At 72.4% G+C, this 15,119-nt stretch carries 10 protein-coding genes and 1 pseudogene; 6 read left to right on the top strand and 5 right to left on the bottom strand.

Annotated elements, in window-relative coordinates; translation table 11 throughout:
- A complete protein-coding gene (locus LO762_RS22910) occupies window positions 1–1,386 on the bottom strand; it encodes an AMP-binding protein (protein ID WP_230617916.1) in 1,386 nt (461 codons plus the stop codon).
- A gap of 141 nt (window positions 1,387–1,527) precedes the next feature.
- Window positions 1,528–3,276 carry an AMP-binding protein gene (locus tag LO762_RS22905; RefSeq protein ID WP_230617915.1) on the bottom strand — a complete coding sequence of 583 codons (1,749 nt, stop codon included), beginning with the start codon at window positions 3,274–3,276 and terminating at the stop codon, window positions 1,528–1,530.
- Between the two features lie 196 nt (window positions 3,277–3,472).
- Here LO762_RS22905 and LO762_RS22900 point away from each other — a divergent pair, with 196 nt between their 5' ends.
- The 6 genes and pseudogenes from LO762_RS22900 to LO762_RS22875 all read left to right on the top strand — a co-directional run.
- The gene (locus tag LO762_RS22900; protein WP_230617914.1) at window positions 3,473–4,675 is read left to right on the top strand and encodes a thiolase family protein; all 1,203 of its coding nucleotides are present in this window, start codon (window positions 3,473–3,475) and stop codon (window positions 4,673–4,675) included.
- Window positions 4,672–6,750, top strand: a complete 2,079-nt coding sequence (locus LO762_RS22895; protein ID WP_230617913.1) for a 3-hydroxyacyl-CoA dehydrogenase NAD-binding domain-containing protein — start codon at window positions 4,672–4,674, stop codon at window positions 6,748–6,750. The genes LO762_RS22900 and LO762_RS22895 overlap by 4 nt, the downstream gene beginning before the upstream one ends.
- A gap of 266 nt (window positions 6,751–7,016) precedes the next feature.
- Window positions 7,017–8,528, top strand: coding sequence for a hypothetical protein (locus LO762_RS22890; protein ID WP_230617912.1), 1,512 nt, complete (start codon window positions 7,017–7,019; stop codon window positions 8,526–8,528).
- A gap of 118 nt (window positions 8,529–8,646) precedes the next feature.
- Complete coding sequence (locus tag LO762_RS22885) at window positions 8,647–9,813, top strand: helix-turn-helix domain-containing protein (protein ID WP_230617911.1); 1,167 nt, start codon at window positions 8,647–8,649, stop codon at window positions 9,811–9,813.
- Window positions 9,814–9,894: 81 nt separating this feature from the next.
- Window positions 9,895–11,412 carry an aldehyde dehydrogenase family protein gene (locus LO762_RS22880; protein ID WP_230617910.1) on the top strand — a complete coding sequence of 506 codons (1,518 nt, stop codon included), beginning with the start codon at window positions 9,895–9,897 and terminating at the stop codon, window positions 11,410–11,412.
- Window positions 11,413–11,445: 33 nt separating this feature from the next.
- Window positions 11,446–11,799: pseudogene (locus LO762_RS22875) on the top strand (DUF779 domain-containing protein); the annotation flags it as partial.
- Between the two features lie 140 nt (window positions 11,800–11,939).
- On the opposite strand, the gene LO762_RS22870 reads toward LO762_RS22875, so the two are convergent.
- The 3 genes from LO762_RS22870 to LO762_RS22860 all read right to left on the bottom strand — a co-directional run bounded on the left by LO762_RS22870 (window position 11,940) and on the right by LO762_RS22860 (window position 15,093).
- On the bottom strand, window positions 11,940–13,115 hold the full coding sequence (locus LO762_RS22870; protein WP_230617909.1) for a hypothetical protein: 1,176 nt from the start codon (window positions 13,113–13,115) through the stop codon (window positions 11,940–11,942).
- Window positions 13,116–13,272: 157 nt separating this feature from the next.
- Window positions 13,273–13,641 (bottom strand): hypothetical protein, encoded by a 369-nt coding sequence (locus tag LO762_RS22865; RefSeq protein ID WP_230617908.1) that lies wholly within the window; start codon window positions 13,639–13,641, stop codon window positions 13,273–13,275.
- A gap of 129 nt (window positions 13,642–13,770) precedes the next feature.
- Window positions 13,771–15,093: an FAD-dependent oxidoreductase gene (locus LO762_RS22860; RefSeq protein WP_230617907.1), complete on the bottom strand. Its 1,323-nt coding sequence runs from the start codon at window positions 15,091–15,093 to the stop codon at window positions 13,771–13,773.
- Window positions 15,094–15,119: the final 26 nt, after the last annotated feature.

Here is a 15,119-nt window from a genome sequence, read left to right as displayed (position 1 = left end):
TCAGTGGGCGGGGAGGGTGTCCACGAGGTGGATCTCGGGGATGGCCCGCGCGGTGAAGCGGTGGCGGAGCCAGGTGCGGACGGCGTCGGCGTCCAGGGAGGCGCGGGCGACGATGTAGGCGGTGAGGCGGCGGCCCCGGACGGGGTCGGGCAGGGCGGTGACGGCGGCGGCGGTGACCTCCGGGTGGGCGGCGAGGTGGCGTTGCAGCTCGCTCGGCGCCACCGGCTCGCCGTCGGAGAAGACGAGTTCGTCGGGGACGGGCGGGACGAACAGGCGGCCTTCGGGGTCGAAGTGGCCGACGGCCTGGGTGGGGCTGGAGTCGGCGTGGATGCGGCCCGGCATGCCGGGCAGGGCGCGACGGCCGTCCTCGCGCAGGATCTCCAGCCGTGTCCCCGGCGTGGGGCGGCCTGCGGTACCGGGACGCTCCAGTAGCTCTGTAGGGGTCGCGATCGTAAGGGCGTCGCCGTAAACGGTGTAGAGGATCTCGCCGTAGCGGTCCATGAAGGCGGTGGCGATCTCGGGCGTGAGGGTGCCGCCGTGGGTGGCGGTCACCCGGAGCGAGGAGAGGTCGAACGTCGCGGCGAGCGCCGGATCGACGCCCAGGAGCGCGTCGAGCATGGCGGGCGCCGTCAGCAGCGTCGTGCAGGAGTGCCTGTCGACGGCGGACAGCACCCCGGACGCGTCGAAGCGCCGCGTCAGCACGACGGTGGAACGCAACGACAGCGCGAGGTGCAGGGAGGCCCTCCCCCACCGGTGCGCGAGCGGGACGCCCAGGAGCGCCGTCTCGTGGACGCGCAGCGGGATCCGGGAGAGCACGGCGGTCAGCCGCTCGCGTCCGTCGGTGCGTCCGCGCCGGGTCGGGGTGAGCGGCCTGGCGTCGCGCAGGGGCCGCACCTCCTCGGTGACGAGCCGCCGCACCGGGCGCGGCACGGCGGCGAGCAGCGCGGCGAACTCCGCGTCCGCGACAACCGCGTCGACGCCGTGCAGGCCCGCGAGAAGCCCGGACGTCGCCTGCCCGGTGTCGAGCACCAGCGGCGTCACGCCGAGCTTGCTGAGCGCGATGAGGATCTCGGCGGACGCCCGGTGGTCGCGGGCCAGGAGCGCGACGTTCGGGGTGGGTGCGAGGGCGCGGGCGAGCCTGTTGGTGCGCTCGTCGAGTTCGGCGTATGTCACGGCGCCTGTCTCGTCGACGAGGGCGGGCCGGTCGGGGTCGCGGACGGCGCCGGCGATGGTGCGCCCGGCGAGCGTGTCGCCCCAGCGGGCGCGCGCGGCGACCTGCCGGACGGTGGCGGCCGGCGAGCCGGGGGTGAGCAGCCCGCTGCGGGCCAGGGCGAGCGGGGCCTGTGCCGCCGCGGAGACGAGTCCGCCGATCCTGCCGAACACCATGACACGTCCTCCGACCCTCGTTCGACCCGGTGTGGATCCCCGGGCGGGAACAACGGTAATACCGGAGAGTTACTATGCCTTTACCGTTATATGACCGAACATGGTCAGGTTCCGGCGCCGTCAGATTTCAGCGCAGCCAGATCAGGCGGGCGCGGGTCCCGGCAGGTCGGGTTCGACCTCGGTGGGCGCGGCGGCCAGGTCGAAGCCGGACGGATCGGGCGACCAGAACCGCACCCTGCCCTCGGGCGTCCGGGTGTGGCCGGAGCCGAGCCCGTCCAGCCACCGGTAGACGATCTTGCCGGTGGCGTTGCGCGGCAGCTCGCCGACGAACACCACGTCGCGCGGCACCGCGAACCGCGCCACCCGCGACCGCACGTGCTCGCGGACCTCGCGTTCGGTCAGCTCCGCGCCGGGCCGCAGCACGACGTAGGCGGCGAGCCGCTGCCCGTACTCCGCGTCGGGCACCCCACGGACGGCCACCTCCCGCACCTCCGGAAGCCGTGCCAGGACGTCCTCCACGTCGCGCGGTACGACGTTCTCGCCTCCGGAGACGACCATGCCGTCCTCCCTGCCGTCCACGTAGAGGAGGCCGAGGGAGTCCAGGTGTCCGAGGTCGCCCGTCGAGAGCAGCCCGTCGCGGACTTCGGTGGGGTCGCCTCCGGTGTATCCCTCGAAGACGTTCTCGTTGGCCGCGAAGATCCGTCCGATGGTGGCGCGGGGCACGGGCCTGCCTTCGGCGTCCAGGATGCGGACGGAGGTGCCGCGCGGAGGCCGTCCGGCGGTGGCGGGGTTGATCCGGAGGTCCTTGGGACGGGCGACGCTCACCCAGCTCGCCTCGGTCGATCCGTACACGTTGTAGAGCCTGTCGCCGTAGTAGTCCATGAAGCGGTGCGCGAGGTCGCCGGGCAGGGCGGAGCCGCTCAGGGCGGTGAGGCGGAGGTTGCGGCTGTCGTAGGCGTCCCTGACGTCCACGGGCAGTTCCAGGATGCGCTGCAGCATGACGGGGACGGCGAAGTGGGCGATGCGCGGGTACTTCTCGATCTCGCCGAGGGTGAGGGACGGGTCGAAGCGCCGGTGCAGCACGACGGTGCAGCGCAGCGCGAGCCCGATCTGGAGGGCGGCCAGGCCCCAGGTGTGGAAGACGGGCGCGTCGATGAGGAAGGTGTGCCGGGAGCGCAGCGGCAGCCTGGAGAGCATCGAGGCGAGCGGGCCGAGGCCGGGCCGGGGCCTGCGCCGGGCGCCCTTGGGTCGGCCGCTGGTGCCCGAGCTGAGCATGATGGTCCTGCCGTCGGTGGGCGGCGGGACGACGAGCGTGCGCGGGGGCCGGGCGATGAGGGCGTCGAGGGTGCTGCCGCGCGCGTCGGGTCCGGCCCAGACGACGACGGGCGCGAGCCGGGGCGGGCAGCCCTCCAGGAGCGGGGCGAACTCGGCGTCGGCGACGACGATGTCGGGCCGCAGCTCCTCCAGGACGGAGCGGAGCTGTCCGGGCCCGAAGCCGGTGTTGAGCAGGACGGTCTCGGCGCCGCGCTTCGCGGAGGCCACCAGGATCTCCACGAGGCCCCGGTGGTTGCGGCACAGTACCGCGACCCTCGGCCGGGGTCCGGAGAGCGGCAGCGCGGCGCACAGCGCGTCCGTGCGGCGGTCCAGCTCGGCGTAGGTGAGGGTGCCGGTGTCGTCGATCACCGCCGTCTTGCGCGGCTGGACGGCGGCGGCGGCCTTGGTGAGCCCGCCGAGGGTCGTCCCCCAGGTCTGGAGTTCGCCGATGCCGCGCAGGCAGGCGAGGGGGCGGGTGAGGCGTAGCGCGCCGGAGACGAGGACATGAAAGTGGTCGAGGGTGTGCGCCAGCCGGCGCCGCAGACCTGGCCGGTACGCGGGCCTCGCATGCACCACGGCAACCTCCACCGGCGACTCGTACAAACGCTAACGAGACAGGGCGGATACGACAAGTGGCAGAAAGTACCAAGCCGGCGGGCGGGCCGGGCCGCCGTCAGTGGTTACTGACGAGTAGAATCCGTGTTACCGGCGAGTAGGTGCCCAGGGACCGCCCGTCGGCGTCCGCACACTGAGCGCAGAGGGAGACCTGATCGTGCCTCGCACCGCACGTGATGTCGTGTTCGTCGACGGCGTACGCACGCCGTTCGGCAAGGCAGGCCCCAAGGGCCTTTACGCCGAGACCCGCGCCGACGACCTGGTCGTGCGCGCCATCCGGGAGCTCATCCGGCGCAACCCCGGACTGCCGCCGGAGAAGGTGGACGAGGTGTCCATCGCCGCCACCACCCAGACCGGAGACCAGGGCCTGACCATCGGCCGGTCCGCCGCCGTCCTGGCCGGGCTGCCCAAGTCCGTCCCCGGCTTCGCCATCGACCGCATGTGCGCGGGCGCCATGACGGCCGTCACCACCACCGCGTCCGGTATCGCGTTCGGCGCCTACGACGTGGTCATCGCGGGCGGCGTCGAGCACATGGGCCGCCACCCGATGGGCGAGGGCGTCGACCCGAACCCCCGCTTCCTGACCGACCGCCTCGTCGACGACTCCGCGCTCGTCATGGGCCTCACCGCCGAGAACCTCCACGACAGGTTCCCCCAGATCACCAAGGAGCGGGCCGACGCCTACGCCGTCCGCTCCCAGGCCAAGCTCGCCGCCGCGTACGCCGACGGCAAGATCCAGCCCGACCTCGTGCCGACCGCCATCCGCTCCGCCACCAAGGGCTGGGGCCTGGCCACCGCCGACGAGCCGCCGCGCCCCGGCACCAAGCTGGAGGACCTCGCCGGCCTGAAGACGCCGTTCCGCGTCGCCGGCAACGTCACCGCGGGCAACGCCGCGGGCCTGAACGACGGTGCCACCGCGTGCCTGCTCGTCGCCGAGGACGTCGCTGAGGAACTCGGCCTCAAGGGCCGGATGCGCCTCGTGGACTACTCCTTCGCCGGGGTGGAGCCCGAGGTCATGGGCATCGGCCCGGTCCCGGCCACCGAGAAGCTGCTCGCCCGCAACGGCATCACGGTCGACGACATCGGCCTGTTCGAGATCAACGAGGCGTTCGCCGTGCAGGTGCTCGCGTTCCTCGACCACTTCGGCATCGCCGAGGACGACCCGCGCGTCAACCCGTGGGGCGGCGCGATCGCCCTCGGCCACCCGCTCGCCTCCTCCGGCGTCCGGCTGATGACGCAGCTCTCGCGTGAGTTCGCGGAGCACCCCGAGGTCCGCTACGGCCTCACCACGATGTGCGTCGGCATGGGCATGGGCGGCACCGTCCTCTGGGAGAACGTGAACTGGGAGGGTGCCAAGTGAGCATCGCCGAAATCTTCGCCGACGAGGTCGTCACCAACGCCCTCGTCCGTGACGTGGACCTGCCGTTCGGCGCGGGCAAGCTCGCCCTGATCACGCTGGACAACGGCTTCGACCACACCAAGCCGAACACCTTCGGCCCCGGCGGCCTGACCGCGCTCAACGAGGCCATCGACTCCGTCGCCTCCCGCGACGACATCGTGGCCGTCGGCCTCACCGGCAAGCCCTTCATCTTCGCCGTAGGCGCCGACCTCAAGGGCATCCCGCTCATCAAGGAGCGCGACGCCGCCCTGGAGATCGGCAAGCTGGGCCACGCCGTGTTCCGCCGTCTGGGCGAGCTGGACGTGCCGACCTTCGCGTACTACAACGGCGCGGCCATGGGCGGCGGCGTCGAGGCCGGCCTGCACGCCGCCTACCGCACGGTCTCGCGCGGCGTCCCGGCGTTCTCCCTCCCGGAGACGTTCCTCGGCCTCGTGCCGGGCTGGGGCGGCACCTACCTCCTGCCGAACCTCATCGGCGCGGAGAAGGCGCTCAAGGTCATCATCGAGAACCCGCTGGCCAACAACCGCATCCTCAAGGGCCAGCAGGTCTTCGACCTGGGCATCGCGGACGCGATCTTCGACGCCGCCGACTTCCTCGAGGAGTCCCTCACCTGGACGGCCCGTGTGCTGACCGGCGAGGTCAAGGTCGAGCGGCCCGAGGTGGACAAGGGCAAGGCGTGGGAGGACGCGGTCAACCTGGCCGGGTTCGTCCTGGAGGGCAAGCTGCATGGCGCGGCCCCCGCTTACGTCCGGGCGCTGGACCTCGTCCGCGAGGCGCGCACCCGCACCCGTGACGAGGGCTTCGCGGCCGAGGACGAGGCGCTCGCCGACCTCATCCTGTCCGACGAGCTGCGGGCCGGCCTGTACGCGTTCGACCTGGTGCAGAAGCGGGCCAAGAAGCCCGCGGGCGCGCCGGACAAGTCGCTGGCCCGCAAGGTCACCAAGGTCGGCGTCGTCGGCGCGGGCCTGATGGCCGGGCAGCTCGCCCTGCTGTTCGCCCAGCGCCTGAGCGTGCCCGTCGTGCTGACGGACCTCGACCAGGACCGGCTGGACAAGGGCGTCGCCTACGCGCACGGCGAGGTCGACAAGCTCCAGGCCAAGGGCAGGGTGAACGCCGACAAGGCGGCCCGCCTGAAGCGGCTGATCTCCGGCTCGCTCACCAAGGACGCCTTCGCCGACGCCGACCTCGTGATCGAGGCCGTCTTCGAGGAGCTGTCGGTCAAGCAGAAGGTGTTCGCCGAGGTCGAGGCCGTGGTCTCGCCGGAGTGCGTGCTGGCCACCAACACCTCGTCCCTCTCGGTGACGGCGATGGCCGAGAAGCTCAAGCACCCCGAGCGGGTCGTGGGCTTCCACTTCTTCAACCCGGTCGCGGTCCTGCCGCTGCTGGAGATCGTGCGCGCCGACAAGACCGACGACGTGACGCTGGCCACCGCCTTCCAGGTCGGCAAGCAGCTCAAGAAGTCCTGCGTGCTGGTGAAGGACGCGCCCGCGTTCGTCGTCAACCGGATCCTGCTGCGCCTGCTCGCCGAGATCATCGACTCGGTGCAGCAGGGCACCCCGGTGGAGGCCGCCGAGCGCGCCGCGCAGCCGCTGGGCCTGCCGATGAGCCCGTTCGTGCTGCTGGGCCTGGTCGGCCCGGCGATCGCCCTGCACGTCAACGAGACGCTGCACGAGGCGTTCCCGGAGCGGTTCCCGGTGTCGGAGAAGTTCCGCGAGTTCGTGAGGTCCGGGAAGAAGAGCGTCTACCTTCCGGACTTCACCTTCGACCCGGAGGCCCTCGCGATCTTCGCGGGCGGCGACAACCCGGCGTCCGAGGAGCAGGTGCTGGACAAGGCGCTGCGCGGTCTCGCGGAGGAGATTCGTCTCATGCTGGACGAAGGGGTCGTCGCCGCGCCCGAGGACATCGACCTGTGCCTTATCCTCGGTGCTGGCTACCCGTTCCACCTCGGCGGCATCACGCCCTACCTGGACCGGACCGGAATTTCCGTGCGGAACGGGAACCGTTTCCTGGCTCCGGGCGTTGCACAGGTGGGATAGGGGTATTCCGCAGGACCAGCCGGCCCCGGGACTGGGGGGTTACCGAGCCGGCTAACGGGAGGCGCCTCGTGTCGTGAGACGCGGGGCGCTTTTCGTTGTCCCGGCGCCGCGTCGGCGGTGTGCCCGCGCCGTCACGTTCGGGCGGGGCCGGGTGCGGGAACCACGGGGTGAGGGCCGGTCGTTGAGGTCTGGGCGGCGCGGCATATTGATGGCGTTGTCCGTATACGACACGATAGGGGCCCGCCGCGAGAGTTCTGGGGGAGGACGTGGGATTCGGTGTCCGCTACTTCGATCTCGACCCCGGGATCGCTCGGGAGCGGCTGCGCGGGCTCGGCGCGCGGTGCCACCGGCCGCGGAGGCTGATCCAGCGGATCGCCCTGGCCGGGCGGGACGGCTCGTGGGCGGGCCTGCACTCCGAGGGCGACAGGCACGTCCTCACGCTCATGCGGGAGCAGCGGACGGTCCGCGAGGTCCTGGTGAGCGACTTCGACGCCGCCCGCGACATCCTCGAAGGGCTCGGCCTGCGCGTCACGGGACGGCAGGAGACCCACCGTGAGGGGTGGGAGCTGCACGGCGTCGAGTTCAGGTTCGCCGAGGGGCCGGGGCTCGCGCCGTCGCTGGAGATCCACGGGCCCGAGGAGCAGGCGGTGCGGTGGGCGCTCGGCCAGCTCGGGCTCGATCCGGGGCGGGCCCAGCCGATCCGGCCCGGCGCCCCGGCGCTGGGTCCGGCCCGGCCGCCGAACCCGACCGAGCCGCTCGTCCTGGCTCCCCCGCCGCGTCCCCGGCCGCCGGCGCCCGCCGTGGAGGCCGCGGGCGGCACGATGTCGTACGGGTCGCATCCGGAGCCGGCGGAGCCGCTGACGGGCCCTCAGCCCCGGCTCCCGGCCCCGCAGGCGCCACAGGCCCCGCAGGCGCCCGTCCCGCCGCGCGCCGCGCCCTCGCCGCCCGGCGGGACGGCGCTGCCGCCGTGGCCCGCCCAGCCGCTCGCGCACCCCGAGATCCCCGGCGATCCCGCCGGACGCACCACGCCGCTGCCGCCTCCGCCGCCGGACGAACCGGTCGCGCCCGTCACGCCGGTCGACCGGTCGGCGCGGCCCGCGCCGCTGCACCGCGCGCCCGAACCCGAGGCCGAGGCCGATCCGGGGCATCTGGTCCAGTTCGCCGTCACCGAGACGGGCTGGACGTCGGAGGCGAGCGAGTGGGTGCCGGGCGAGTACTGGATCCGGTGGGCGACGGTGCTGCACAACCCGAACACCCTGTACTGGTGTGAGCTGCCGACGGTGCAGATCACCGTGCGGGACGAGTACGGCAAGGTCATCGGCACCGAGGAGCAGGTGCTGACGGCGCTGCCGCCGCGCGCGCGGATCGCCTGGGCGGGCCTGCTGGAGATCACCGGGAGCAGGCCGCACACCCTGGAGATCACGCCGCGTCCCGCCGACTGGTATCCGACACCGTCGCGGCCGGAGGACTTCCCGCCGTTCGGCTATGAGAACGTCTCGATGGAGCTACCGGAAGGTGCCTGTGAGGTGACAGGCGAGATCCGCAACCCCTACCCGGTGCCGGTCGAGGAGGTCGCGCTCGTCGCGCTGTTCCGGGACGGCAGGGGCACCCTCATCAGCGGCGACATGAGCTTTGTGCAGGGCCTGCCCGCGGGCGGCACCGCCGCGTTCAAGATCGAGGGCACGGTGCCCGAGCCGCCGGGCCCGGTCGTCTCGCTCGACCTCGTGGCGCTCCCCTGGTCGGAGTCCAACCCCTGGGAGACGGCGCTGCACCGCTGAGGCGCCACCGGTTGTCCACAGATCTCGACAGACCGTGTCCACGGCCCGTCCGTCCGTGTTTTCATGAGGGCGAGCCGGGGCGTCCGGAGCGCCCGGCCGGGGTTCGAAGGCGAGCCTTATGGACGAGATTCTGCGGGCGCGGCGCGAGGCGCTGCGCCGTCAGTGGGCGTTGTGGTTGGCGGGCAGGACGGCGCCGGGGGTGCGGTCGGAGATCAGCGCGTCGTGGCGGCGGTCGATCGGGGCCGTTGATCCGGGCACGGGCAGCGCGCCGCTGAGCGCGTCCGCGGACTGGGCGCGCTCGCCGCTGCGCGCGCCGGTGGAGGCGGTGGCGGGCGAGCTGCGCGCGGTGGCCGAGGACGCGGGGTTCGTGGCGGCGGTCACCGACGAGCGGTGCACGATCCTGTGGACGTGCGGCGGCACCGTGATGAGCCGCCGCGCGGGCGCGGTGAACTTCGCGCAGGGCGGCCGGTGGGACGAGGCGTCGATGGGCACGAACGCGCTGGCGCTCGCGCTGAAGACGGGCGCGCCCAGCTCGGTGTTCTCGGCCGAGCACCTGGTGGAGGCGCTGCACGGCTGGGTCTGCTACTGCGCGCCGATCCACGGCCCGGACGGGTCGGTGCTGGGCGTGCTGGACATCTCCACCACGTGGGACAGGTCGCATCCACTCGGCCTGCCGACGGTCCGGGGCCTGGTCGCGGCGATCGAGGGCAGGATCGGCGGGGCGTCCGGCGGGTGGCGGCTGCGCTGCCTGGGCGGGGCGCGGCTGCTGCGCGACGGCGCGCCGGTGCCGCTGCGGCCGCGCCAGGTGGAGATCCTGGCGCTGCTCGCGCTGGAGGGCAGGGCGGTGCCTCCGGAGCGGCTGCATGACGCCCTGTACGGCGAGCGCAGGGTGAGCGCGGTGACGTTGCGGGCGGAGGTGTCGCATCTGCGGCGGGCGCTCACGGGCGCGCTGTCCACCCGCGCCTACGCGCTCACCGGGAGGCTGTCGTGTGACGCGGCCGAGGTGCTCGCCCACCTGGACGCCGGACGTCTGGATGAGGCCCTGGGCGCCTACGGCGGCCCGCTGCTGCCGTTCTCCGAGGCGCCGGGCGTCCTGACGTGGCGCGAGCACATCGAGGTGGCGCTGCGCGAGGCCGTGCTGGCGTGTCCCCGGCCGGAACCGGCCCTGGCCTACGGCGTCCACCACCTCGACGACCTCGCCGTGCACGAGCACGCCATCGCGCTCCTGCCGCCCGCCGACCCGCGCCACGCCGTCGCCGTCTCGCGCGCCCGCGCCGCCCGCTGACGGGGGCTCGGCGCGGCGCCAACGTTTCGCCAACGCGGGCCCGGCACAGTGAGCGGCGTCACAGATGTCGAGGAGGGCGTCATGGCTTACGCGCACCCCGGTCGGGACGGGGCGATCGTCCGGTTCGAGCCGCAGTACGACAACTTCATCGGGGGCAAGTGGGTGCCGCCCGTCGAGGGCAGGTACTTCGAGAACCCCAGCCCGGTGGACGGCCAGGTGTTCACCAGGGTCGCCCGCTCGACGGCCGCCGACGTGGAGGCGGCGCTGGACGCCGCGCACGCCGCCGCCGAGTCCTGGGGCCGCGCCTCCGTCGCGGAGCGGGCGCTGGTCCTGCACCGGATCGCCGACCGGATCGAGGAGAACCTGGAGTACCTCGCGGTGGCCGAGGCGTGGGAGAACGGCAAGCCGGTCCGGGAGACGCTGGCCGCCGACCTCCCGCTCGCGGTGGACCACTTCCGGTACTTCGCCGGGGTGATCCGCGCCCAGGAGGGCGGCATCAGCCAGCTCGACGACGACACCGTCGCCTACCACTTCCAGGAGCCGCTGGGCGTGGTCGGCCAGATCATCCCGTGGAACTTCCCGCTGCTCATGGCCACCTGGAAGCTGGCGCCCGCGCTTGCGGCGGGCAACTGCGTGGTGCTCAAGCCCGCCGAGCAGACCCCGGTGACGATCCTGCTGCTGATGGAGCTGGTCGCCGACCTGCTGCCGCCCGGCGTCGTCAACGTCGTCAACGGGTTCGGGGTGGAGGCGGGCAAGCCGCTGGCGTCCAGCCCACGGGTGGCGAAGGTCGCGTTCACCGGCGAGACCACGACGGGCCGCCTCATCATGCAGTACGCGGCGCAGAACATCATCCCGGTGACGCTGGAGCTGGGCGGCAAGAGCCCGAACATCTTCCTGCCGGACGTGATGGCCGCCGACGACGACTTCCTCGACAAGGCGATCGAGGGGTTCGTGATGTTCGCGCTGAACCAGGGCGAGGTGTGCACCTGCCCGTCGCGGGCGCTCGTGCACAGCTCGATCTACGACGCGTTCATGGAGCGCGCGCTGGAGCGGACCCGCGCGATCGTCACGGGTGATCCGCTGGACCCGGCGACGATGGTCGGCGCGCAGGCCAGCAACGACCAGTACGAGAAGATCCTGTCCTACCTGGACATCGGCCGCGCCGAGGGCGCCGAGGTGCTGGCGGGCGGCGGCCCGCGCACGGTCGAGGGTCTGGAGGGCGGCTTCTACGTCGAGCCGACGGTGTTCCGGGGCACCAACGACATGCGGATCTTCCAGGAGGAGATCTTCGGCCCCGTGGTGTCGGTGACGACGTTCGACTCCACCGAGGAGGCGCTGTCGATCGCCAACGACACGCTGTACGGGCTGGGCGCGGGCGTGTGGACGCGCGACGGGTCGGCGGCCTACCGGCTGGGCCGCGCCATCAAGGCGGGCCGTGTCTGGACGAACTGCTACCACGCCTACCCGGCGCACGCCGCGTTCGGCGGGTACAAGCAGTCCGGGATCGGGCGGGAGAACCACCGGAAGATGCTCGACCACTACCAGCAGACCAAGAACCTGCTGGTCAGCTACGCCCCGCAGCGCCTCGGGTTCTTCTGAGGGACGTCCGGAGCCGCGCGGGAGGGAGGTGTGATGGTCGAGCGGGTCACGGTCACCGCCGAGGCGGCGGCCTGGCTGCGGCGGCTGGCCGAGCGGCACGGGCCGCTGATGTTCCACCAGTCGGGCGGCTGCTGCGACGGCAGCTCCCCGATGTGCTACCCGCGCGGCGAGTTCCAGGTGGGCGCCGCCGATCTGCTGCTCGGCGAGGTCGGCGACGGCGTCCCGTTCTGGATCAGCGCCGCCCAGTACGCCTACTGGAGCCACACGCACCTGACGGTGGACGTGGTGCCCGGCCGGGGAAGCGGCTTTTCGGTGGAGGCGCCCGAGGGCGTCCGCTTCCTGCTCCGCTCCCGCCTGTTCACCGAGGCGGAGCTGGCCGCCCTGGACGCCGCCCCGCCCCCGTCCAGCGGCGCGTTACCCCGCGCCCCGATCCCCCTCCGGGCGACCGGCGACTCGACCCGCCGCCGCCCGGAGGGCACCACCCCACCGCTGCCGCTGCCCGGCGCCGGTGGGGTGGTGGCGCGCGGTCAGTAGCGCAGGGTGGCGGCGACCCGGTGGTAGTCGGCGAGCGAGCCGTCGGGGACGAACGAGGCGCGGCCGTCGGCGCGCAGCACCGCCTCGATGAGGTCGTCCACCGCGTCGTTGACGAACCTGCCGCGGAACGCCTCGTCCGTCGCCTCCTGGTTGTGGCCGAGTTCGACCTCGGGGATGGGCGGGACGCCCGCCTCGATCGCGCCGCCTTCGGAGAGCACCTGGAGCCGTCCCTCGTGCGTGCGGGAGGGGGCGAAGTAGGTGTCCTCCACGAGGAGGTGCGCGATCCGCCCCTGGTGGGCGAGCTCCCAGCACTCCTCAAGGCCGCCCGCGAAGCGCTTGCGTGACTTGGCCTCGTCGATCTCGGCGAGCGCCTCCTCGCGGATCCGCGCGTTCTCCTCGCGCAGCACGGGCGCGACGAGCCGGGCGATCTCGGGCGGCGTGGCCTTCTCGTAGGCGCCCTCGACGGTGCCGATGAGCGCCTCTTTCAGCGTGCCGTTGGCGGAGTACTCGCGCAGGTACACCAGCGACCGGTTGACGCCGACGGCGATGACGGGCCGCGCGTCGCGTTTCAGCAGCTCGCCCAGGTTGGTCTCGATCTGCCGGACGAACTGCTGCCGCCGGTCCTCCTGGATGCGGTCCCGCACCCGGTTGAGCGGGGTCGGGCCGCCCTCGGTCTCCGGGACGGTGCCGTCGAGGGTGAGCGGGAACAGCGCGTTCGTCACCTCGGTCACCCGCTCGCCCTCGCCCGCGAGCAGCCGGGTCGGCTCCTCGGAGACGACGAGGACGTAGTACTTCCAGGTGCGTTCCAGCATGGCGAGCAGGTCGCGGGTGGCGAACGTGTCGTCGATGATGACCCGTTCGCTGACGCTGACGCCCGGCAGCACGAACGCGTGGTTCTCGCCGCCGTAGGCGGCGAACAGCACGAGCGCGTCGGCGGGACGCTCGAAGTCGACCTGTTCGGCGGCCTTCTCCAGGGTGCGCATCACCTCGTCGGCGACGCCGTGGTCGAGTTCGTACTCGGTGAGCCGCTGGCGTGCCTCGTCCAGCAGCACCTTCAGCCGGATCCGGTCCTGCTGCCGCTCCGGCCGGGCGCGGTGCGTCGGCATGATGATGGAGACGGCCGGGAAAGGCCGCACCTCGTGCAGTCGGGCGAGCTGCGCAGCGTCCACGAAATCCCCCACTCCGTCAAACGGTGACCGTTTCAGGCTAAGTAATGGGGAACCGCAGGAAGCGCCCAGTTGGTAGGTCGTTTACCGAAAGATGCCTCGGTAACACGGCCGACATCCAAGGAACGAACTTCGCTTGCTGACCGAACTATCGCTTATATCAGACCCGATCCGCCGTGAACAGCTCCCAATAATGGGAGACCCGTGCGTGGACCGTGCCGAGATCGCGCCCGGCGTACGTCCAGCGGCCGCGCAGCCGCCAGGAGCGTCCGCCGCCGTCGGACAGCAGGATCTCCAGCGGGAACGCCGCGTCGTGCGCGCGGATGTAGCCCGCCGCGTCGACTCCGACGGTGATGAGCCGGGGCTCGCCCTCGCACTTCACGGCGATGACGTGGGTGCCGGGATCCTGCCTGAGCAGGCCCTGTTCCAGGTCGCGGACGAGGAGTGCGGAGTAGTCGGCGCCGAGCCAGCGCAGCTGCGGGACCTGCTGGGGCGGGGGAAAGCCCCACAGTCGGGGTCCGCCCGTCATGGCGGGAAACCTGGTGTCCAGGAGGGACATACTTCACCACTTCCCGTTGGTGCGACCTACCGGTTGATTCGACCTGTCAAAGGCGTTTTGTTCAGTTGTGCCCCGATAGTCCAGCGCGTCGCCGTTTGGTCAGCGGGGTGGGCAGGCGGCACGCATCGCGTCCCAAGTGCCCAACTTGACCCTTTCTCCGCGTGACAGAGACTTTGCCAGTGCCATCTCTGCCGCGTCCAGACCCAACCAGCCCCGATAGGTGACGAATTCGACTCCTTTTGATGCCAGGACGGACTCTATGTCCGCGACGGGCCGCGGTCGACCCCCCAGTTCGGAGAGCAGCACCCCGACGGTCTCGGCCGCGTCGGACTTGTTGGTGCCCACCACGCCCGACGGGCCGCGCTTGATCCACCCGGCCGTGTACTCGCCGTCCGCGATCCTGCCCTTCTCGTGCACGATGACCGAGGCGCGCTCGTCGAAGGGGACGCCGTCCAGGGGGAGGCTGCGGTAGCCGACCGAGCGCACGACCATGCCGACGGGCAGCTCCTCGTACTCGCCGGTGCCGCGCACCCTGCCGTCGACGAGCGCGGTGCGCTCCAGCCGCAGCCCCTCGACCCGCGCCGACCCGAGGATCTCCACGGGCGCCCGCCAGAACCGCAGGTCGATGCGGCGGTCGCGGGCGGGGTCCGGCGGCCCGGTCCAGGCGCGCATGGCCGCCAGGTTGCCGCGCACGTGCCTGTCCCCGGCCTCCAGTTCGGCGCTGGCCGGGTCCAGCTCCAGGTCCGCGGGCCGGACATGCACCGAGACGCCGGGGAGCTCTCCGAGCTCACGGGCCTCCTTGGTGGTGAACTTGGCCTGCGCGGGCCCGCGCCGTCCGACGAGGTGGACGCGCCGGACCCGGCTGCGCGACAGCGCGTCGAGCACCGCGACGGGGATGTCGGTCTGCGCGAGCTCGTCGGCGGTCTTGGCGAGGATCCGGGCGACGTCCACCGCGACGTTCCCGACGCCGATGACGGCGACCTCCTCGACGGACAGGTCGAAGTCGTGGTCGGCGGCGTCGGGGTGGCCGCAGTACCAGTTGACGAAGTCGGTGGCGGCCACCGAGCCCGGCAGGTCCTCGCCGGGGACGTCGAGGCGGCGGTCCACCATGGCGCCGGTGCTGTAGAGGACGGCGTCGTAGCAGGCGAGGAGTTCCGCGCGGGTGACGTCGGTGCCGAGCTCCACACAGCCGAAGAACCGCACGGCCGGGTGTTCGAGGACGCGCTGGAGGTACCGCGCGATGGACTTGATCGACTTGTGGTCGGGGGCGACGCCGTAGCGCACGAGCCCGTAGGGGGTGGGCAGCCGGTCGAACACGTCGACCCGCACGCCGCCCTTGGCCAGGGCCTCGGCGGCGTAGAGGCCGGCGGGACCGGCGCCGACGACCGCGACAGAAAAGTCAGTCACCTCAAAGTCGGTCACACCGGGCATTCTGCATGCGACTTCTC

The organism is Actinocorallia sp. API 0066, from assembly GCF_020991275.1.
Taxonomy (GTDB): Bacteria; Actinomycetota; Actinomycetes; order Streptosporangiales; family Streptosporangiaceae; genus Actinocorallia.
This window is presented reverse-complemented; position numbering and strand designations above follow the sequence as displayed.